This window comes from Micromonospora sp. KC721 (assembly GCF_004348355.1).
In the GTDB taxonomy this organism is placed as follows: Bacteria; Actinomycetota; Actinomycetes; order Mycobacteriales; family Micromonosporaceae; genus Micromonospora.
On sequence record NZ_SMJY01000001.1, the window covers coordinates 1 to 19,831 of the forward strand.

Here is a 19,831-nt window from a genome sequence, read left to right on the forward strand (position 1 = left end):
CCACCACCCCCTCGGCCATCCCGCTTCTCGCTGACCTCGCGTCCCCGCTGCCTGGCCGTGGGGCCCTGCCGCCCCGCGCGCACCTGCACTCCGACGCCCCCCGGCAGCTGCTCGACGGCACGTGGCAGGTGCGGCTGCACCCGTCGCCGCGACATGCCGTCGACGACGGCTGGCAGCAGCCCGACGCGCGGCTGGACCCGGCGGACTGGTCCCCGGTGACCGTTCCCGGGCACCTTCCGTTGCAGGGACACGGCTCCCCGATCTACGCGAACGTCGACTACCCGTTCCCGGTCGACCCGCCGTTCCCTCCGGACGACAACCCGGTCGCCGACCACCGGCTGGAACTGGTCGCCGCGCCGGAGGTGCTGGCCCACCCCACGGTGCTGCGGTTCGAGGGCGTCGACGGCGCGGCCACGGTCTGGCTGAACGGCGTGGAACTGGGCACGCTGCGCGGCAGCCGCCTCACCACCGAGCTGCCGTGCGCCGGCGTGCTCCGGCCGGGAACCAACGTGCTGGCGGTCCGCCTGGCGCAGTGGTCCGCCCACAGCTATCTCGAGGACCAGGACATGTGGTGGATGCCCGGCATCTTCCGCAGCGTCACGCTCCTGGCCCGTCCACAGGGCGGGGTGCGGGACGTCTTCGTACACGCCGGTTACGACCACCGCGACGGCTCCGGCACGCTGCGGGTGGAGGTGGAGCTGGAGGAGGGCGCCGACGCGCCGGCGATGATCAGCGCGCCGGCGCTCGGTCTGCACCAGGTCGCCGCCGGCGTGGAGCACCGTCTGCCGTCGGTCGCGCCGTGGACTGCCGAGACTCCCGTGCTGTACGACGCCCAGGTAGCGACTGCCACCGAGACGGTGCACCTGCGCATCGGTTTCCGCACCGTCACCGTCGAGGACGCCACGCTCCTGCTCAACGGCACCCCGCTGCTGTTCAGGGGCGTCAACCGGCACGAGCACGACCCGCACCGGGGCCGGGTGGTGGACCTGGCGACGGCCCGTGCCGAGCTGCTGCTGATGAAGCAGCACCACGTCAACGCCGTACGGACCTCGCACTACCCGCCCCGGGCCGAGTTCCTCGACCTCGCCGACGAACTCGGCTTCTACGTGATCCTCGAGAACGACCTGGAGACCCACGGCTTCGAGCGGGTGGGCTGGCGGGGCAACCCGAGCGACGACCCGCAGTGGCTGCCGGCCTACCACGACCGGATGCGGCGCACCGTGGAACGGGACAAGAACCACCCCAGCATCCTGCTGTGGTCGCTGGGCAACGAGGCCGGCACCGGGGCGAACCTCGACGCGATCGCCCAGTGGACCCGGGACCGTGACCCCGACCGCCTGGTGCACTACGAGGGCGACTGGCGCTCCCGGCACGTGGACGTGTACTCGCGGATGTACGCCTCCGTGCCGGAGGTGGAGGCGATCGCCACCGAGCCACCCGCCGAAACCTTCACCGACCCCGACGAGCAGCACCGGCGGCGGCTGCCCTTCATGCTGTGCGAGTACGCGCACGCCATGGGGAACGGCCCCGGCGGCCTCAGCGAGTACCAGGACCTGTTCCACCGGTATCCGCGCCTGGCTGGCGGATTCATCTGGGAATGGGTGGAGCACGCCCTGGCCGGCGGGACCACCGACGACGGACGGCCCGTGCAGCTCTACGGGGGTGACTTCGGCGAGCGGGTGCACGACGGCAGTTTCGTGGTGGACGGGCTGGTCCACGCCGACAAGACCCCGGGGCCGGCCCTGGCGGACCTGGCGCGGGTGTTCGCTCCGGTGAGTCTGGAACTGGCTGCGGACCTGTCGACGCTCACCGTGGTCAACCGCTACCACAGCCTGGACCTGTCGCACCTGGAGGCGGTCTGGACGAGCGACGGCGACGGGTACGGGGCGGGAACACCGATCCCGCTGCCCGAGGTGCCGGCGGGCGGCAGCGCGGTCGTGCCGCTGCACCTGCCGCCGTCGGCCCTGACGACCACGGTGACCGTGCTGCTGCGCCGGCGGGCGGCCGGCGACGGCTGCCCGGCCGGACACGAGGTCGCCTGGACCCAGCACGTCCCGGCCCGCCCGGTCGCCGCGCTCGAGAACGATCCGGTTGCGCCCCGACGGGTCGGCGACGGCCTGGTCGAACTCGGACCCGCCGCGTTCGACGAACGTACCGGCATGCCGGTCCGGCTCGGGGACGTGGCGCTGCACGACGTGGCGGTGAGCCTGTGGCGGGCACCGACCGAGAACGACCGCGGTGTCGCCTCGGAAGAGCCGGATCTGCCGCCGGTCGCCGATCGGTGGGCCGCGGCCCGGCTGGACGATCTGCGTACCCGCCTGGTCGAGGTCTGCGAGGACGGGCCCGCGCTCGTCGTGCGGACCAGGACCGGTCCTCCCGTGCTCGACGCCGGAGTCGACGTGACCTGGCGGTGGACGAGCGACGGCACCGCCCTGGCGCTCGACCTCACCGTCGAACCGTACGGCTCATGGCCGTGCGACTGGGGCCGGGTCGGGGTCGACCTGCGCCTCGCCGAGCCGACGACGCGGGTGAGCTGGACCGGTTGGGGACCGGGCCCCCAGTACCCGGACACCGGTCAGGCGGCCCGCTACGGCTCGTTCGTCGCCGACCGCGACGACTACGCGGTACGGACGGTCCGCCCGCAGGAGCACGGAGCGCGTCGGGTGGACGAGGCGACGGTGGAGTTGGACACCCGGGCGCTGCGGGTCCGCGGCGCCGGGCTGCCGCTGACCGTTCGCCCCTGGTCCCGGGCCGTGGTCGCCGCCACCCGGCACGACCACGAACTGCCGGCGGCGACCGAGACCTGGGTCTCGGTGGACGCCGCCGTCAGCGGGGTCGGCACCGCGTCCTGCGGGCCGGGGGTGCTGCCGGGGTACCGCCTGGCACCCTCGCCGCAGCGGCTGCACGTGATCCTTCAGCAGGTCGACCGCCTGCGCTGAGCGGCCCCGCCGGCACGCCGGCGGCACCCGGGCCGGGGCGGTCGACCGGCCCGGGTTCAGCTCCGCTGTGGAGGGTCGACAGCGACCGTGATCCTGGGCAACCGCGCGGTCAGGCGGGTGTGGTCGGTTCTGCCGAAGGTGGAGGAAGTGGAGAGAGAAACGCAGGGTGCGCAGCGGGTGCCGCGCCGACGCGGGCGACGGCCGACACCGCCCGATCCTGACTCCGGCCCGGTGGGCGCGTTCGCCGACCGCCTCTGGCGGTTGCGGCAGGAGGCGGGCGATCCCTCGTACGAGGAGATGTCCGCGCGCTTGGGCGCGGCCGCCTCGAAGTCGTCGCTGGCCGCCGCCGCGCAGGGCCGAGGTCTGCCCAGTTGGGAGACGACCTGGGAGTTCGTCCGCGTTCTCGCCGTCGACCGGCTGGGCCACGACCCGGTGGACGCCGAGCGGCAGTGGCGGGAACGCTGGCTGCGGGCCAGGGCCGCACAGCACTCGACCGGCACCGCGCCGACGGCCGACGCGGTGCCGGCCACCGGGCTGATGCCGCTGCCCGGGGCACCCCAGCCGCCCCTTGCGTCGACGGGAGCGACGACGTCGGTGAGGACACCCTCCACCGGGACCGGCGGGGTCGAGGAGGTCGGGCCGGCCGGCGACACCGGCGCACCGGGGGACGGCGGTGAGCGGGGACGGGAGCGGAGTGCTCCCGCCGCCACACCGGCATCGCCCGTACCCCGGCCGCGCGGTCGCCGGCACCTCGTCGCCACCGTGGCGGCGGCCCTGGCTCTCCTCACCGGCGCCGTCGTGTTCGTCGTCGGCCGGCGGGCGGGCACCGACGGGGCGGCGGCGGTCGCCGGCACGCCGGATCGGGACGACTCCCGGTTCGAGGGCGACGTCACCTACCCCGACGGGACTCTGGTGCCGCCGAACTCCTCGTTCACCAAGGTCTGGCGGATCCGCAACACGGGCACGGTGATCTGGGCCAACCGCTTCCTGGCCCGGGTCAACGACGATCCCTGCCAGACGCCGCAGGTGGTACCCATCCCCCAGACCCGGCCCGGTGAGGCCGTGGACATCGCGGTGTCCGTCCGGACCCCCGGCACACCCGGAACCTGCAGGATCTACTGGAAGATGGCCGACGAGCAGGGACGGACGCTGTTCCCGCTCAAGCGTCCGGTCTTCCTGGACGTACGGGTCGGCGGTTCGTAGCCTCCGCGCCGACCCGGTACGTGCGGAGGGCGCAGCCCGCCGGTGCCGTGTCGCAAGACGGGCTGCGCCCGGTGATCGTTCCCGCCCCCGGACCGTTACGGCGCACACGGTCGCCGGAACGGATCACCCGGGGCGTCGGGACGGATCAGCCGCAGTTGGTGCGGCGCTTGCCACCCTCGGTGCCGCTGATCCGGCCCATCCAGTCCACGCACTTGTCCGCCGCGGACAGGTAGATCGGACCGGCGTAGGACGTGTAGTGACCGCCGTCGAAGGCCGTCCAGTGGGTGCCGACCGGGCTCACCGCCAGCCCCGCCTCGATGAGCACCGCCGAACCGGCCGAGTTCCGCTTGGCGATGACGCAGTTCCTGCCGGTGGAGGCGCTGTAGGTGAGGAACACCGTCCCCTTGGAACCGATCGCGGCCGAGTTCACCACTCCGTAGCCGGACCCGCACTCACCGGCGTAGGTTGCCGCGTACGCCGGGGTGGCCACGGCCAACGCTCCGGCCACCATGGTGGCCGTGCAGGCCACGGTCGCGGCGGCGGTCTTGACGAGCTTCATGTGTTTCCTCCGGTGCTTGCTGTAGTTGGTCGGGTCAGCCGCAGTTGGTGCCGGTGCGGGTCCGCGAGGCCGTCCCGATGGTGCCGCCCCAGTCGACGCAGGAGCCCGCCGCCGAGACGTAGACCGGCCCGGCGTAGGTGGTGTAGTTGCCGCTGTCCTTCACCCAGGAGGACGTGCCGGAACGGCGCAGGTACGCCTCCATGAGGGTGGCGGTCCCCGGCCGCTCCCGCAGCGTGACGACGCAGTTCTTCCTGGTCGACGTGCTGTAGGTCAGGTACACCGTGCCCCGAAGGTCGGGCAGGTCGATCAGGTTGACGACGTTGTAGCCGGAGCCGCACTGCCCGCCGTAGAGCGCCGCCTGTGCGGGTGCGGCGCTGACCAGGGCTCCCGCGGTCGCGGCGGCCGACGCGAGTCCCAGCGCGGCGATCTTCTGCGAAATGCGCACGAAGAGTGCTCCCTCTCTGCTGTGGGGTTGGTTGCGCATGACGCTGGCATCCCGCGCCGGCCGACACCAAGCGATCTTCGTCCAGTGATCGTCCAGTGGATTATTCGGAGAAATGTCGGCCTGGTCAGCGGCCCGACGAGGCGCGGCCACGGCGGCACGGCCCGGTTTGCCGGTCCTGCCCCCGGACACCGTCGCGGACCTCGGACATCGCCGAACGGCTCAGGGCAGCTGCTGGATGCGGACGAGGTTGCCTGCGGGATCACGGAAGGCGCAGTCGCGGATGCCGTACGGCTGCTCGGTCGGCTCCTGGACGACCTCGGCGTCGCCGGCCTGGACCCTCTCGAAGACGCCGTCGAGGTCCCGGGTGGCCAGCAGGATCCAGCCGTAGGTGCCCTTGGCCATCATCTCGACGATGGTGCGGCGCTCGTCCTCGGTGATGCCGGGGTCGGCGGCCGGCGGCGCCAGGAGGATGGACGTGTCGGGCTGACCGGCCGGGCCGACGGTGATCCAGCGCATGGTGCCCTGCCCGACGTCCTTGCGGACCTCGAAGCCGAGGGTGTCGCGGTAGAAGGCCAGGGAGGCGTCCGGGTCGACGTGCGGGAGGAAGCTGGTGTGGATGGTGATGTCCATGACGATCAGGCTAGGTGTGACCTGTCGACCCGGGCTTCTTGATTCCTGATCGGTCTGGTCACCTGTTTCGCCAGGCAGGACGGCAGACCCGCGGTCGCGCGCGCCGCCTCGCGCCGGTAGGTGCTCGGCGGCATACCGACCAGTTCGCTGAAGCGGGTGCTGAAGGTTCCCAGGGACGCGCAGCCGACCGCGAAACAGACCTCGGTGACGCTGAGGTCTCCCCGGCGCAGCAGCGCCATCGCCCGTTCGATGCGCCGGGTCATCAGATAGGAGTACGGCGACTCGCCGTAGGCGAGCCGGAACTCGCGGCTGAGGTGCCCCGCCGACATGTTCACGCCGCGGGCGAGCGCCTCGACGTCCAGCGGCTGCGCGTACTCCCGGTCGATCCGGTCGCGGACGCGGCGCAGTCGCGCGAGGTCGCGCAGCCGCTGCTCCTCAGGGGTTCTGCTGGTCACCCGCGACATCGTGCCACGTCCCGACGGTGGTGGCCGGCGCGACGTGGCGCGCCGACCACCGCTCGATCCCGGTCAGTGCCAGTCGCTGATCGGCACGTCCCGTGGCGCCGGTGCGCCCTCACCGGTCTCCACCAACGACTTGAGGCTCATCAGGAACGTCGCCCACTTGGTGCTGCAGTGGTGCATGAACTCTACCGGCTCCCGCCAACCCTGGTGCCTGAACAGCACGATGGTGTAGTCGCCGGCCTGACGCAGATCCCAGTCGATCGTGGTCCCGATCCACTCCTCGGGGCCGTCGACCACCCGCCAGGCCACCCGCTCGGACGGCCGCAGCTCGACGACCTCCATGTCGAAGCCACCGACCGGGAACCGGAACCGGAGGACACCGCCGACATCGCCGTCGCCCTTCGTGTCGTCGGTCCACCAGCTGGCCAGGCCCTCCACGGTCGTCAGCGCGTCGTACACCTTGTGCGGCGTCGGGGTCTTGATTCCGACGCGGTGCAGAATGTCCACCATCTCGACTCCCCCTGATCCCGGTTGGTCCCGCAGTCAGTCCTGTTGGGTGCGCTGGATCGCCTCGGCGATCCGCTTGATCCGCTGCAGCCGGGCGTCCCAGGTCGACCCGACCGAAGACAGCTGCGCCGCCGCGCGGGCGAGCTGGGCCTCGTCCACCCGGTACCGCTTCTCCCGACCGGCGGAGGTCGCCCGGACCAGACCAACCCGGTCGAGGACGCCGAGGTGCTTGGCCACCGCCTGCCGGGTGACCGGCATCCGCTGGCTCAGCGTGGTCGCGGTGCCGTCGCCCTCGACGAGCAGCAGGTCGAGCATCCGCCGCCGGGTGGGATCCCCGATCGCGGACCAGAGGCTGTCGTCGACCTGCTCGGCAACCGCCGCGTTCATCGCCGCACCTCCAGCGTCGCGACGTACGGCGCCAGGCGCGCCAGGAAGAAGTCCCATCCGGTGCCGTGCTCCTGGTACTGCTGCTCCAGGACAGCGGCCTCCCAACCCAGCTCACGGAAGCCGGTCTCGGTCATCCGGAGCAGCGTCCCGCTGCCCGAGGGGGCCAGGTCGAAGGTGACCAGCAGCGAGTTGCCTGCCGCCGCCGCCTCGCCGACCGGGTGCGTCCAGCGGAACGAGAACAGCTTCGGCGGTCGCGCGTCGACGACGGTGAACGGGACCACCGTGCCGCCGGCGTCGCGGTCGCCGAAGACGATCTCCCCCACCGACCCGGGCGTCGGGTCGTACCGGGCGTCGTCCGGCCACCACTGCCGGAGGTGGTTGGGGCTGCTCACCACGTCGAAGACGATTTCGGGCGATGCCTCGACGTAGATCTCGCGCTCGATGCTGCCGAACTCCATGACATCCTCCTGCAACGTTTGGTTGCGCATGACGGTACCCGCGGCACCGTCATCGCGCAACCAAACGTTGCACCTTTGGTCGAGGTGTCGGCGTCGTCAACCGTCCGTGGCGAGCGCCTCGATCGGGCTGACCCGCGCGGCGCGGCGGGCCGGCAGCAGTCCGGCCAGCGCGGTCAGCGCGGTCAGGACCACCACGGCGACGGCGAGCTGGCCGAAGGGCAGCTCCACCGGCACCGTACGGTGGAAGACCTTGATCGCCATCGCGGCGTACGGCAACCCGAGCAGGACGCCGACCGTCGCGCCCAACGCGCCGTACAGCGCCGCTTCGGTGGTCAGCATGACGGTGAGCCCGGCCCGTGACAGGCCGACCGCCCGCAGCAGCCCGGACTCGCGGACCCGCTCCACCACCGACAGCGCGGTGGTGGTGCCCACGCCGACGACCGCCACGACCACGGTGAGGCTGATCAGGGCCAGCAGCACTGCGATCACCACCGTGTTGCTCTCGCGCGTCTCGTCCCGCAGATCGGCGAGCACCGACAACCGGAGCCCCTGGCCGGCCGGGCTGATGGACTCCAGCGCCTGGTACGCCGCGGTGCGGCCCGACTCGCCGGAACGGGCCGCGTTGGCCAGCAACCCGGTGGCCCCCGGCCGGACACCGAGCCGGTCCAGGTCGGCCGCGCTGACGATCATCCCCGTGCCCAGCGGGGTGGCGTCGAGGATCACCGCGACCCGGACGGCGATCGTACGGTCACCCGCCGCCACGGTGACGAAGCCGCCGGGGCGTACCCCCGCCGCCCTCGCCACCCGCTGGTCCAGCGCGGCGTGCCCGGCCCCCGGCATGCCCGCCGTGGCGTTCGCCAGCGGCTGGCGCGGATCGGGAGCCGGTCGCGGATCCGGCGTCGACGACTGGGGCGCGAGCTGACGCAGGTCGAGGTCGGTGGCCAGCACCTCGGACTGCGACGCGCCGACCCGCACCGTGGCGGTGCGGTACGGCACGACCGCGGTCAGCTCCGGCCGGGCCCGGGCCGCCGTGACCACCCCGTCCGGCACCACGGCGCCGTCGACGGCGGTCAGATTGAAGTCCTCGGGAGCCATCGAGGCGGTCTTCCGGTCCGTGGCTGCCTGCGTGGTGGCGCCGACAACCAGGGTGAGGGCGATGAGGGCGACGCCGAGCGCGACCACCGCGCTGACGGACGCGGCGCGGCGCGGCGCGGCGCCCACCCCGCTGCTCGCCAGCCGCCCGATCGCGCCCTGTCGCCGCAGCGGCCAGCTCACCACCGTCAGTACCGGCCGCACCACCACCGGGCCGAGCACGACGAGCGCCAGGAACGCCAGGGCGAACGAACCGACAACCAACAGCAACGCGGTCACGTTCCCATCGTCGCCACGGCTGTCGCCGAGGACGATCACGGCACCGCCGGCGGCGCCGGCCACGGCCCCGCCGGCGACCAGCGCGCCGAGGACGGTCCGCGCGACACCGATTCCCCGTTGGCCGGAGGTGGTGCTCGCCGTCCGCAACGCCTCCAGCGGGGCGACGCGGGCGGCCGCGAATGCGGGCGCGAGCACGGTGAGCATCGTGATCAGTACCGTCCCGGCAACCACCGCGAGGGCGGCGCCGACCGGAAAGTCGAGCCGGGGTGCGTCGATGTCGAAGCCGCGCAGCACCAGGGGGGCGAGCAGCCCCAGCGCCGTGGCGGCGAGCACGCCGAGCACCGCGGCCACCAGCCCGGTGAGGGCACCTTCCGCGGCGAGGGCCCGGGCCAGTTTGCGCCGGTCCGCGCCGACGGCCCGCAGCAGCGCCAGCTGACGAAGGCGCTGGGCGAAGACGATCCGGAACGTGGACGCGGTCACCAGCGCGGCGGCGACGATGGCGAGCAGCACGAACAGCGACATGGCGACGAAGACGGCGTCAATGTCGGCCAGCGCCGCCCGCTGTTCGCTGGCCCGAGCCTCGGCACCGGTGGCGATGCTGTCCCGCGCGTCGGGGCCCACGACGGCCGCCACCTTCGCCCGCACCGCGTCGACGGAGACGCCGGGTGCCACCCGTACGTCGATCTGCGTCCAACCATCCACCGCGGCCAACCGGGTGGCGAGAACGTCCGTGGTGTACGCGGTGTCGTCGTCACCCTCCACCATGGCGGTGACGGTGGCCCGCACGACGGGGCGCGCGGACTCGGGATCGTCGGTGTCCGCGGTGCCGATCAGCAGGCCGAACGACGTCCCGACGGGCAACCGCAACCGGTCGGCGGTACGCCGGGTGAGCGCCACGTCGCCGGGTGCGCTCGGATACCTGCCCTGCACCAGACGCACCTTGGCCAACGGCCCCGTGCCGGGGTCGGCGCTGATCTGCAGGTACGCCGAGGAGGTCCGATCCAGCTCGGCAAAGTCGTCGACGCGGCCGGTCGCCTCGACCACGCCGGGCACCGCGCGTACCTTCTCCAGCGTGTCCAGTGCCGGATTGGCCCCCACGACCAGGTCCGTCGCCGTGGGAGTCTGGCTCAGCTGCTCCACGACCACCTGCCGCGTCACCTGATGCGCCAGGACCGTGCCGAAGACCGCGCCGGCGGCGATGGTGAGCGCCAGACCGGTCAACAGCGCCCGGGCGGGGCGGCGGACCAGGGCTCGCACCTGGGTACGCAGGATCATGCCGGCACCGCCAGCCGGCGCAGGGCCTCGGTCACCGACCGCGGATCCGGCTCGTCGATCTCGCCGGCGATCCGGCCGTCGGCCAGCAGGACCACCCGGTCGGCGTACGCCGCGGCGCCCGGATCGTGGGTGACCATCACGACGGTCTGGCCGAACTGCCGCACGGACCGGCGCAGCAGTTCGAGCACCTCCTGGCCGGTCCGGGAGTCCAGGGCGCCGGTCGGTTCGTCGGCGAAGAGCACGTCGGGCTCGGTGACCAGCGCACGGGCCAGTGCCACCCGTTGCTGCTGCCCGCCGGACAGTTCGCTGGGCCGGTGGTCCAGCCGCTCGCCCAGACCGAGCACGGCGATCAGGTCGCCGAGGCGGGCCGGGTCCGGCCGTCGCCCGGCCAGGTCGAGCGGAAGCGTGATGTTCTGTCGCGCGGTTAGTTGCGGAAGGAGGTTGAACGACTGGAAGACGAACCCGATCCGCTCGCGGCGCACCCGGGTGAGCACCCGGTCCGGTAGGACGGTCAGGTCGGTGCCGCCGAGCAGGGCCTGCCCCGACGTGGCCTGGTCGAGGCCGGCCAGGCAGTGCATGAGCGTGGACTTGCCGGACCCGGACGGGCCCATGATGGCGGTGAACCGGGCCCGGGGAAAACTGACCGTGACGCCGTCCAGCGCCCGCACTTCCGTCTCCCCCTTGCCGTACACCTTCACCAGATCGAGCGCGGCGACGGCGACGGCGGCACTGGGCCGGGTCGACGGGACTTCCGGAAAATATTCGGTTTGCACCAATCCTCCGCATCTTCGGGTATGTCGCCAGTAGCCTGCCGGTCGGCACACCGCACCCACATCCGCCGGCAGGCAGGATCAGGCCCGACCCCCTCTGCCTTTTGGCTGATCCACAAGCCGACGCCGGCTGCGTACCCTGACCCGGCGATGGCACGTGATGACGGCAGGACCTGGTTGTTCCGGCTGACCCGGCTGGTGATGCTGCTGGTCGGCGCGGCTCTGATTCGGCACGACGTCGAGCAGCAGTCGCTGCCGCTGATGCCCGCCTCCGTGGTACTCGCCGCGGCCGCCACCCTGGTGTGGGTGCCGCGCCACCAGCACCACGCCCGGCGCCTGACGACCTGGGCCCTGCTGCTGTTCGGCGGCTCGCTGGCGGTCACCGCGCTCTCGCTGCTGCCCGGGCTGCGGGGACTGCGCGGATTCTGGGGTGCCGCCGAGGCGGTGGCTCTCCTGCTGTCCCTGCTCGTGGTCACCCGCCGAGGTGCCGGGCGGCTCACGCTGGTGGCGGTCGTCGCCGGCGTGGCGGCCGTCACGGCCCAGCCGCTGCGGGTCATGCCCGACCTGGAGCTGCCGGACCCCTACCACCAGAACATCGACTACGGGGTGATCGCCGTAGCCGTGGTCGGCGTGGGCAGTTACCTGCGTTCCCTGGACACCCAGCGCAAACGCCGACTCGCCGACGTGCTCCTGCACCAGCGGGCCGAGTTCGCGCGCGACCTGCACGACTTCATCGCGCACCACGTCACCGGCATCGTGGTGCAGGCGCAGGGCGCTCGTCTGATCGTCCAGCAGGACCCGGAACGGGCCATCCAGGCGTTGATGGACATCGAACAGGCCGGCGCGGAGACCATGTCGGCCATGCGGCGAATGGTCGGCGTGCTGCGCAGCTGCGACGACGGGCACCGCCGCGACGCCGCCGGCCAGGGCGACAGCGAGGTGTCGCCGATCGCTCCGCTGGCCCGCACCGCGGACCTGGCCCCACTGGTCGAACGGTTCAACGCCTCGGGTGGTCCGCCGGTCCGGCTGCACGTGGACGGGGTACTGGACGGGCTTCCGGTGGACGCGGACTCCTCCGCGTACCGGATCATCCTGGAGGCGCTGACCAATGTACGCCGGCATGCCCGCGACGCCAGCGTGGTCGACGTGTCCCTGTACCGCACGCCGGACTGGCTCCTGGTGCAGGTCACCGACGACGCCCCGACGGCAGCGTCGGGCCGGTCCGGGCGGGAGCCCGGCGGTTTCGGCCTCATCGGCCTCAACGAGCGGGCCAGGGCGCTCGGCGGCCGGCTCTACGCCGGGCCGGGCACGACGGGAGGGTGGACCGTGGAGGCCGCGTTGCCGCTGCACGCCCGGCCGGGCGCATGACCATCCGGGTACTGGTCGCCGACGACCAGGCGATGGTCCGTACCGGCTTCGGGATGATCATCGGCGCTCAGCCGGACATGGAGCTCGTCGGCGAGGCCGCCGACGGCGTCGAGGCGGTCGCCCTCGCCCGCCGGTTACGCCCCGACGTGGCGCTGCTGGACATCCGCATGCCACGCATGGACGGTCTCGACGCGCTGCGGCTGCTCACCGGTCCCGGCGTCGCGGACCCGGTCCGGGTCGTCGTGGTCACCACCTTCGACCTCGACGAGTACGTGCACACCGCGCTGCGCCACGGGGCGTGCGGCTTCCTCCTCAAGGACTCGGGCCCGGCGTTGCTCGTCGAGGCGATCCGCGCGGCGGCGTCCGGCGACGCCATGATCAGCCCGTCGATCACCCTACGGCTGCTCGCCCAGGTCAACCGGTCCGTGCCGCGCGACGGTGACACCGGCACCCTGTCGCCCCGGGAACTCGACGTGGTGAAACTCGTCGCCCGGGGCATGACCAACGCCGAGATCGCGGCCGAGTTGTTCATCTCCGTCGGCACGGTCAAGACGCATCTGGCCAGCGTGCAGGCCAAGCTTCCGGCCCGGAACCGGGTGGAGATCGCCGCGTGGGCGTGGGAACGGCAACTGGTCAGGTGAGCCCGCCCGGCGTTGGCGGTTCAGGGTCGGTCGGTCCGGACAGCACCGCCGGTCGGTGGACGTCGTGGGTGTGCAGCCGGCCGCACATGCCCCAGTGCGCGGCTTCGCTGGCCGGCGAACCGAGCAGCACGGACCGCCGCAGGTGGTGGCCGTCGCCGCGGTCGAGCGCGTCGAGGATGTCGGCGGTGTGGCGGGTTTCCCGTTCGACGGTGTCCTGCCAGGTCCGACGCCAGCCCGCGACCCTCGGCCGCACCAGCGCCACGGCACTGGCGTACAGCCGCTCCAGCGGCGCGAAGTCTCCCGCCTTCGCGCTGGCCACCAACCGCCGGAACCCGCTGACGGCGAGGTCCCGCCGCCGTCGCACCGCTTCGTCGACCTGCGCGGCCGACGCGTCGGCCGGCAGCGTCGCCGCAGCCGTGTAGCGGGCGGCGTCGGCGACGATCTCGGGTGGGAAGGTCATCACCGCGTCGCCGGCCTCGGGCAGGCCGGCGTTCTGCATCACCACCACGACCTGCAGGTTGCCGTGGTTGACCGCGCGGTGAATGGTGCCTGGGGTGAACCAGACGGTCGTCCCGGCGGCCAGCGGCGTCGACCGGAACCCGGACGTGTCGAGGGTCTGCAGTTCACCCTCGCCGCCGATGACGACGTACGCCTCGGTGGAGGCGGTGTGCAGATGGGGGGTACCTCCGGCCAGGCCGTCGGTGCACGGGCTGGCGTACACCGACAGCCTGCTCACGGAGGTGCCGCCGGGGAAGGGCGGGGTGCGGCTCATGCCGGTTCCCCGGTGGGCGACGGGGCCGTCCACCGGTTCAGGGCCTGGCGACCCTGCTCGGCGAGGGCGGCCGTGCCGTCGGTGCCGTGGTCGCCGTTGGCGACGAGCACCGCGTAGCGGAAGGTGATGGCCTGCTCCGGCGCGAAGGGCAGTTCCTCGCTGAAGAAGGGGGCCGGGCACAGGCAGGCGAACTCCTCGGAGCGGGTGAACCACTGCGGGGGGTGCTGCGGGTTCGCGGTGTCGTCGATCATGACGATCGTCGACGAGGTGCCGGTCTCGTCGTGGCGACCGCGGAAGGCCAGCCACTCGGCCCGGGTGCCCCGCAGGTCGTCGCCGCCGGTGCCGAACGGTGACTGGACGCATCCGCCGGTGAACGAGCGTGGGCCGCGCCAGAACAAACCACCGTAACCGGCGTTCTCGCGGCCCTTCGTGGTCGGCGAGCCGATGTTCAGGGTCACGCCGGACACGTTGGTCATCGTGGTCTCGAAGATCAGCACCCAGCTGGTGGCATCGAGGACGGTGGCCGTGAGGCTGCGGTCTTCGGTGATGACCTGTTGCCCCTGCTGGGAGATCCAGTCCAGACGGTGGGCGATGTCGGCGCGCGCATCGGTAGCGGCCAGCACCGTCATGCCGCGGTGGACGGCGCTGCCGTTGTTGTCCAGTTGCACGTAGGACCGGCCGCGCAGGTAGGTGGGGCCGCCCCAGAAGTTGTGCTCGCCCACGTTCGGCAGCGACCAGGCGATGCCCTTGTGCCACACGTGGTCGTGCGGCCGGAACAGGGACACGACGTCGCCGGCCAGGGTACGGATCGGATGCAGGTACGGCTTGGGCGATTCCAGCTGTACGGTGTCGGGTCGGTACACGTAGGTGAACAGCGCTGCGTCGCCGGCCCGGACGTCGACGGCGCGTCCCACGGCGTGGTCGAGGTGGAAGGTCATCGGACGGTCGTCGTTCACCATGGGGTTCCTGTTCCGTTCATGCACGTGGCGAAGGGGTGGTCGGCGTCGATCTGGCCGCTTCGAATCGGCTCGCCGGTGAACGCCGAGGCGTACAGCGCGGCGGCGAACTCCATCGTGCGGCGGGTGTCGACGAGCCCGACCGGTGGTGCGGCGCCGGCGTCGAGGGCATCGTAGACGGCGGCGAGCTGCCCGGGATGGCCGCTGACGGTGTCGGACCGGGTGGCCGCCCACTCGGTGCGTACGCCCTCGTGGCCTGGGGCCGAGGTGATCGTCCAGTCGTCGTCGGTGTAGCCGTAGAGGTGCTCGACCTCGACGGTGGCGTGCTCGAAGTCGAACCGCAGCGCCGAGGTCTGCCGGGGCGAGAGCACCGAGTTGACCACCGACGCCACGGTACCGTCGGCGAAGGTGACCAGTGCCATCGACACGTCCTCGGTGTCGACGCGTCGGGCCCGTCGGGCGGCGACGGCGGTCACCGACTCCCAGGGGCCGAGCACGGACAGCAACAGGTCGAACTGGTGGATGCCGTGGCCCATGGTCGGTCCGCCGCCTTCGGTCTCCCACCTGCCCCGCCACGGCACCTCGAAGTAGGCGTCGTCGCGGAACCACAGGGTGTGGCAGATGGCCAGCAGGCAGCGGCCGAGCCGGCCGGCGGCGGCCATCTCGCGGAGCCGGACGGCGCCGGAGCCGAAGCGGTGCTGGAAGACGGTGGCGAAGTGCGCACCGGACGCCCGGGAGGCCGCGGCGAGGGTGTCCAGCTCGGCCAGCGACAGCGCCGGGGGCTTCTCGACCAGCACGGTGACGCCGGCCCGCAGGCACTGCAGGGCCAGCGGTGCGTGCGACACGGGTGGCGTGCACACGTGGATCACGTCGGGCCGCGTGTCGGCGAGCAGCTCCGCCAGGTCCGAGTAGACCTTCGGCACGGCCCATCTGGCGGCGAACTCTCGCGCCCGGTCGGGGTCGACGTCGACCACCGCGACCAGTTCGGCACGCTCGTCGTACGCCCGCAGCGCCTGCGCGTGCGCGTGCGCGATGCCACCGGTGCCGACGATCGCGGTGCGGTATCTGTGTCGAGGCATGAGGGGTACTGCTCCTTCGGGTGCGGGGTGGCCCAGCGCGGGGATCATGCCGACCACATTCCCGGTCGCGACGTCGTCGCCGGGTCCGACGATATCGGCTCCGCCGTCGCCGCCCCCGGACCGCCGTCGGGGTGCGCCCAGCCTGCGGACGGACGGTGACGCCGCCCGCGACCGGGCGGCGGCATCGTCGGGCGACCGGGCCACCTGCCTGCCGGTGGGTCGGCTCACCCGGGTCGTCACCGGGCCGGGGGTTACTGCCCGGCCCGATCTGGCGGGCCGGTTGGCAGCGCCCGGGCCGTGACCGGCCCGGGCGGCGTCATCACGGTAGCCAGCGGATGTTGGGGTTGAGGCGGCCGTTGCGGTCGAAGACGGCCATGTTGTCCCACTCGTTGCCCGAGTTGTTGATGTCAGTCGGGTTCCAGCCGTTGCCCGGTACGGCGTACCAGCTCGGCTCCCAGTAGAAGACACCGATGGCACCGGCGTTGCGGGCGGTGTTCTGCACGGCGGCGAAGTTGGCCTGTTGTCCGGCGGGCGTGGTGGCATAGCCCGAGCAGCCGCTGGTGACCACGTTCCGGGTGCTGTCGGCGTTGGCGGTGGTGTACGGGTACGCGGTCTCGGCGATGATCACCGGTTTGCCGTACCGGGAGCGCATGTCGGACACCACACTGGCCAGGTTCGACAGACCGCCGTGCCAGAAGCAGTAGTACGACAGGGCGGTGATGTCCCACTGGACACCCTGGGCCCGGATACCGTCGTAGAACCAGCGGGCACCGCTCTCCACGTTCGCGGTGTGAATCACCACCTGGGTACCGCTGTTGCACGCCTTCGTCGCGTTGTACCCGGCCTTGAGCAACATCCCCAGGTTGGTGAAGTTGTTGTTCACCACCCGACCGTCGTCCCACAACATACCCGTGTTGATCTCGTTACCGATCTGCACGCTGTCCGGCACGGTGCCCTGCGCCTTCAGACTCGTGCACACGTCGTACGTGTAGTCGTAGACGTCGGTGGTCAGCTGGTTGATCCCGTGACTCGCCCACGCCGCCGGCTTGAACTGCTTGCCCGGATCCGCCCACGTGTCCGAATAGTGGAAATCCACCATCAGCTTCAGGCCCTTGGCCTTCACCGTCCGGGCGTACTGCAACACCTTGTCCTTGTTGTTGTAGCCACTACGCGGGTTGTTCCAGATCCGCAACCGCACATAGTTCACGCCCACACTCTGCAGAATGTCCAACGGATCACCCTGCCGACCGTCGGCGTAGTAGTACCGCGCACCCAGGTCACTGGCCCGCTGCCCGGTCGACACGTCGGCGCCCCGCATGATCGAGGGGTCGCCGCCACCGTCGGTCGTGGTGACCTCGAGATAGTCGATGTTGGCGAGCCCACCGGCGGTCGTCGCGGTCAGCCGCACGGTGTTGGTTCCCGCGGCCAACTGCACGCTCAGGTTCCTGGTCGCCCAGCTGTTCCAGGCGCTGGCAGCCTCGAACGCGAGCCCGGACTGCACGAGCGTCCCGTTGACGCTGACGTCCGCGGGCCGGTTCGCCGTGCTGCCGTTGGCGAAGCGCACGGCGAGGTTCGCGGAGCCGGCCGCGGGCGCGTTCACCGTGAACGTCACGGCGGCGCCGACCTGGTTGGGTGTGTCACAGAAGCCGCTGCCGGAGTATCCGGAGTGGTTGGAGGCGACCGTTCCGCTGCAGACGGCGGGGGACGACTCCGCCTCGTAGCGGCTCGTCGCGGCGTGCGCGCTGAGTGCCAGTACGACGCCGGTGCCGGACAGAGCCGTTGTCACCGCCATGACTGCCGAAAGTCTGGTCAACGGCTTCATCGATGCTCCCTGGAAGTGTCCATGGCGAGGTCCGTTCTTCGGGTGAGGGGCCGCCATGGCCCGATGACGGGCCGGGCTGGCGGTGGGGACGTGTCGGTTCGTCGCTGACGCGATGCCCGACGGTCGGGCATCCGTCATCGAAAGGGTGCCGGCGCGCCCACGTCGGCAGACTGTGGCCACGGCGCCGACCCGCTGCCCGGAACCAGGACGACATCCCGGTGCCGGCGGCTGGCATTGGTCCACCATCAAGCCAGCGACCTTGTCCCGGTTCACGCGCGGCCACATGTATGACACATCCTGTCCGCCGGGTTTCCAACTGTCAATCGACACCGGTCCACCCGGCCCGGCACCGGCGATGGCGGCAGGCAACACCTCACACTGCTCCGACCTGGACCCCTACGCCCCACGAAGGCGCCACCGGCAGAGGAATATCGATCTATGTCGACGCCGCTGAGGCCGGGGATCGACCTGCCCCACTCTTCGCGCCGACCAGGCTCTTGACGTGATCCCGCGGGCGTGGCACTTTCAGACCACCACCACATAGAACGATATCTGTCACCCCGCGTCGGTAACCGCCATGGTGTGCGCGCTTGCGCCCGCCGAAGGAGACCACATGACGGCATAGATTCTGGCCGGCCAGGGCTACTGTGGCCGGCCGGTGCCCCAGCCGGCACCCCAGGCACCGCCTCGTGAATCGTCGATGGCACCCCACGTCGGACGCCTGTCGCCGACCGCGAGGCACCTGGGTCCACGCTCGACCGGGGTCGTCACGTGCCGTGCACCCAGCCGGGTGCGACAACTCCAGCAGGACACGGGCCACCGACCAGGGAGCTCGCCAGGGCGACCAGTCCGCGGCACAACCCGCCACGGAGCGCCTGACGGGCGCACCGCTCATAGCAGATGGAGGATCAGATGCGTTTATTGAAACGATTCATAGCAGTAACGGCCATTGCCTCGCTGGCGTTGACCGGGGCCGCCTGCGGCGACGACGGGGGCGACGCCGCCGAGTCCGGTCCCGTCACGCTGCGGTACTCCTGGTGGGGCAACGCCGACCGCGCCGGGCTGATGCAGAAGGCGATCGACCTCTTCCAGACCCAGAACCCCAACATCAAAATCACGCCCAGCTTCCAGGAGTACGAGGCGTACTGGCAGAAGATGGCCACGGAGACCGCCGGCAACAACGCGCCGGACGTCTTCCAGATGGACTTCTCCTACCTGCGCGAGTACTCCGACCGCAACGCCCTCTACGACCTCAAGCAGCAGGAGGGCAAGGCACTCAAGCTCGACGACCTGCTCGAAGGGCTCAAGGGCGCCGGTCAGGTCAAGGACGGCCTCTACGGCGTCCCCGTCGGCGCCAACACCTGGGGGTACATGTACAACCCGGCCGTGTACGCGCAGGCCGGCATACCGGAGCCGAAGCCGGGCTGGACCTGGAACGACTACCGGGCCACGGTCGCGAAGATCACCCAGGCCACCAAGGGCAAGGTGTACGGCGGCGGCAACTACGTCGGCAGCTACTACAACCTCGAGTTGCAGCTGCGACAGGAGGGCGGGCTGCTGTACACCGAGGACGGCAAGATCGGCTTCGACAAGGCCCGGCTGGCGAAGTTCTTCAACGAGGGCAAGGCGCTCGCCGACGCCAAGGCCACGCTGCCGATCGAGAAGAGCGTCCAGATCAAGCCGCAGCACGCGCTGGAACTCGACCTGATCGCCGGCGAGCTGGGCTGGGACAACTTCATGGCCCGGTACGCGGCGAGCACCAAGGCGCAGCTCAAACTGGGGCCGGTGCCGTCGGACAACCCGGGCGCGCAGGGCCAGTACCTCAAGCCCGCCATGCTGCTCAGCGTCTCCAAGAAGACCAAGCACGCGGAGGCGGCAGCCAAGCTGATCTCCTTCATGATCAACGACCCTGAGGTCGGCAAGATCTTCGGTGCCAACCGCGGCCTGCCGGCCACCAACGCGCAGCGCGCTGCGGTCCAGCTCGAAGGGCCGCTCGCCACCGTCGCCGCGTACGAGGAGGGGCTCAAGGAGCAGCTCACCAAGGCGCCGCCCGCGCCGCCGAAGGGCGCCGGCACCCTGGAGCAGACGTTCATCCGGATCGCCGAGGAACTCCAGTACGGCCGGATCTCCGTCGACGAGGCCGTCAACCAGTTCTTCACCGAGGTCGAAGACACCCTCGAGTCCTGAC

Annotated in this window: 18 protein-coding genes and 1 pseudogene; 5 read left to right on the forward strand and 14 right to left on the reverse strand. The window is 71.5% G+C overall.

The window, feature by feature from the left end; all coding sequences use genetic code 11:
• Nucleotides 1-2,939, forward strand: a 2,939-nt coding sequence (locus tag E1182_RS00005; protein ID WP_207921182.1) for a glycoside hydrolase family 2 TIM barrel-domain containing protein, incomplete at its 5' end; no start/stop codon positions are given.
• Nucleotides 2,940-3,086: 147 nt separating this feature from the next.
• Nucleotides 3,087-4,142, forward strand: coding sequence for an NBR1-Ig-like domain-containing protein (locus E1182_RS00010; protein WP_132260383.1), 1,056 nt, complete (start codon nucleotides 3,087-3,089; stop codon nucleotides 4,140-4,142).
• 145 nt (nucleotides 4,143-4,287) lie between these two features.
• On the opposite strand, the gene E1182_RS00015 is transcribed toward E1182_RS00010, so the two are convergent.
• The 9 genes from E1182_RS00015 to E1182_RS00055 all read right to left on the reverse strand — a co-directional run bounded on the left by E1182_RS00015 (nucleotide 4,288) and on the right by E1182_RS00055 (nucleotide 11,008).
• The gene (locus E1182_RS00015) at nucleotides 4,288-4,701 is read right to left on the reverse strand and encodes a spore-associated protein A (RefSeq protein WP_132260386.1); all 414 of its coding nucleotides are present in this window, start codon (nucleotides 4,699-4,701) and stop codon (nucleotides 4,288-4,290) included.
• Between the two features lie 34 nt (nucleotides 4,702-4,735).
• A complete protein-coding gene (locus E1182_RS00020) occupies nucleotides 4,736-5,146 on the reverse strand; it encodes a spore-associated protein A (RefSeq protein ID WP_207921183.1) in 411 nt (136 codons plus the stop codon).
• Between the two features lie 219 nt (nucleotides 5,147-5,365).
• Nucleotides 5,366-5,776 carry a VOC family protein gene (locus E1182_RS00025; protein ID WP_132260388.1) on the reverse strand — a complete coding sequence of 137 codons (411 nt, stop codon included), beginning with the start codon at nucleotides 5,774-5,776 and terminating at the stop codon, nucleotides 5,366-5,368.
• 5 nt (nucleotides 5,777-5,781) lie between these two features.
• Nucleotides 5,782-6,231, reverse strand: coding sequence for a helix-turn-helix transcriptional regulator (locus E1182_RS00030; RefSeq protein ID WP_132260390.1), 450 nt, complete (start codon nucleotides 6,229-6,231; stop codon nucleotides 5,782-5,784).
• A 72-nt stretch (nucleotides 6,232-6,303) separates the two neighbouring features.
• Nucleotides 6,304-6,747, reverse strand: a complete 444-nt coding sequence (locus E1182_RS00035; RefSeq protein ID WP_132260393.1) for an SRPBCC domain-containing protein — start codon at nucleotides 6,745-6,747, stop codon at nucleotides 6,304-6,306.
• Between the two features lie 33 nt (nucleotides 6,748-6,780).
• Complete coding sequence (locus E1182_RS00040; protein WP_132260395.1) at nucleotides 6,781-7,131, reverse strand: winged helix-turn-helix domain-containing protein; 351 nt, start codon at nucleotides 7,129-7,131, stop codon at nucleotides 6,781-6,783.
• Nucleotides 7,128-7,589 (reverse strand): SRPBCC family protein, encoded by a 462-nt coding sequence (locus E1182_RS00045; RefSeq protein WP_132260398.1) that lies wholly within the window; start codon nucleotides 7,587-7,589, stop codon nucleotides 7,128-7,130. Before E1182_RS00045 ends, E1182_RS00040 begins: the two co-directional genes overlap by 4 nt.
• 96 nt (nucleotides 7,590-7,685) lie before the next feature.
• Entirely contained in the window at nucleotides 7,686-10,235 is a 2,550-nt protein-coding gene (locus E1182_RS00050) for an FtsX family ABC transporter permease (protein WP_132260400.1), read from the reverse strand.
• On the reverse strand, nucleotides 10,232-11,008 hold the full coding sequence (locus E1182_RS00055) for an ABC transporter ATP-binding protein (RefSeq protein ID WP_132260403.1): 777 nt from the start codon (nucleotides 11,006-11,008) through the stop codon (nucleotides 10,232-10,234). Before E1182_RS00055 ends, E1182_RS00050 begins: the two co-directional genes overlap by 4 nt.
• A 147-nt stretch (nucleotides 11,009-11,155) precedes the next feature.
• Here E1182_RS00055 and E1182_RS00060 point away from each other — a divergent pair, with 147 nt between their 5' ends.
• A complete protein-coding gene (locus tag E1182_RS00060; protein WP_165942446.1) occupies nucleotides 11,156-12,373 on the forward strand; it encodes a sensor histidine kinase in 1,218 nt (405 codons plus the stop codon).
• Complete coding sequence (locus tag E1182_RS00065) at nucleotides 12,370-13,014, forward strand: response regulator transcription factor (protein ID WP_132260408.1); 645 nt, start codon at nucleotides 12,370-12,372, stop codon at nucleotides 13,012-13,014. The genes E1182_RS00060 and E1182_RS00065 overlap by 4 nt, the downstream gene beginning before the upstream one ends.
• On the opposite strand, the gene E1182_RS00070 is transcribed toward E1182_RS00065, so the two are convergent.
• From E1182_RS00070 to E1182_RS32855, 5 genes and pseudogenes are all read right to left on the reverse strand, one after another.
• Nucleotides 13,007-13,786: a cupin domain-containing protein gene (locus tag E1182_RS00070; protein WP_132260410.1), complete on the reverse strand. Its 780-nt coding sequence runs from the start codon at nucleotides 13,784-13,786 to the stop codon at nucleotides 13,007-13,009. The two genes, E1182_RS00065 and E1182_RS00070, sit on opposite strands and share 8 nt — an antisense overlap.
• Nucleotides 13,783-14,745, reverse strand: a complete 963-nt coding sequence (locus E1182_RS00075) for a PmoA family protein (protein ID WP_207921185.1) — start codon at nucleotides 14,743-14,745, stop codon at nucleotides 13,783-13,785. The genes E1182_RS00070 and E1182_RS00075 overlap by 4 nt, the downstream gene beginning before the upstream one ends.
• Nucleotides 14,739-15,821: a Gfo/Idh/MocA family protein gene (locus tag E1182_RS00080; protein WP_132260413.1), complete on the reverse strand. Its 1,083-nt coding sequence runs from the start codon at nucleotides 15,819-15,821 to the stop codon at nucleotides 14,739-14,741. The genes E1182_RS00075 and E1182_RS00080 overlap by 7 nt, the downstream gene beginning before the upstream one ends.
• Nucleotides 15,822-16,140: 319 nt before the next feature.
• The gene (locus E1182_RS00085) at nucleotides 16,141-17,190 is read right to left on the reverse strand and encodes a glycosyl hydrolase 53 family protein (RefSeq protein WP_243705942.1); all 1,050 of its coding nucleotides are present in this window, start codon (nucleotides 17,188-17,190) and stop codon (nucleotides 16,141-16,143) included.
• 39 nt (nucleotides 17,191-17,229) lie between these two features.
• Nucleotides 17,230-17,928: pseudogene (locus E1182_RS32855) on the reverse strand (CBM35 domain-containing protein); the annotation flags it as partial.
• Between the two features lie 627 nt (nucleotides 17,929-18,555).
• Here E1182_RS32855 and E1182_RS00090 point away from each other — a divergent pair.
• Nucleotides 18,556-19,830 carry an ABC transporter substrate-binding protein gene (locus tag E1182_RS00090; RefSeq protein WP_165942448.1) on the forward strand — a complete coding sequence of 425 codons (1,275 nt, stop codon included), beginning with the start codon at nucleotides 18,556-18,558 and terminating at the stop codon, nucleotides 19,828-19,830.
• The last annotated feature ends 1 nt before the right edge of the window (nucleotide 19,831 follow it).

Excerpts from the sequence above, each read along its gene's own strand:
- E1182_RS00025 (WP_132260388.1), bottom strand. The coding sequence starts at position 5,776 with ATGGACATCACCATCCACACCAGCTTCCTCCCGCACGTCGACCCGGAC.
- E1182_RS00075 (WP_207921185.1), bottom strand. The coding sequence starts at position 14,745 with ATGGTGAACGACGACCGTCCGATGACCTTCCACCTCGACCACGCCGTG.
- E1182_RS00060 (WP_165942446.1), top strand. The coding sequence starts at position 11,156 with ATGGCACGTGATGACGGCAGGACCTGGTTGTTCCGGCTGACCCGGCTG.
- E1182_RS00090 (WP_165942448.1), top strand. The coding sequence starts at position 18,556 with ATGCGTTTATTGAAACGATTCATAGCAGTAACGGCCATTGCCTCGCTG.
- E1182_RS00035 (WP_132260393.1), bottom strand. The coding sequence starts at position 6,747 with ATGGTGGACATTCTGCACCGCGTCGGAATCAAGACCCCGACGCCGCAC.
- E1182_RS00070 (WP_132260410.1), bottom strand. The coding sequence starts at position 13,786 with ATGAGCCGCACCCCGCCCTTCCCCGGCGGCACCTCCGTGAGCAGGCTG.
- E1182_RS00040 (WP_132260395.1), bottom strand. The coding sequence starts at position 7,131 with ATGAACGCGGCGGTTGCCGAGCAGGTCGACGACAGCCTCTGGTCCGCG.
- E1182_RS00080 (WP_132260413.1), bottom strand. The coding sequence starts at position 15,821 with ATGCCTCGACACAGATACCGCACCGCGATCGTCGGCACCGGTGGCATC.
- E1182_RS00065 (WP_132260408.1), top strand. The coding sequence starts at position 12,370 with ATGACCATCCGGGTACTGGTCGCCGACGACCAGGCGATGGTCCGTACC.
- E1182_RS00050 (WP_132260400.1), bottom strand. The coding sequence starts at position 10,235 with ATGATCCTGCGTACCCAGGTGCGAGCCCTGGTCCGCCGCCCCGCCCGG.
- E1182_RS00015 (WP_132260386.1), bottom strand. The coding sequence starts at position 4,701 with ATGAAGCTCGTCAAGACCGCCGCCGCGACCGTGGCCTGCACGGCCACC.
- E1182_RS00045 (WP_132260398.1), bottom strand. The coding sequence starts at position 7,589 with ATGGAGTTCGGCAGCATCGAGCGCGAGATCTACGTCGAGGCATCGCCC.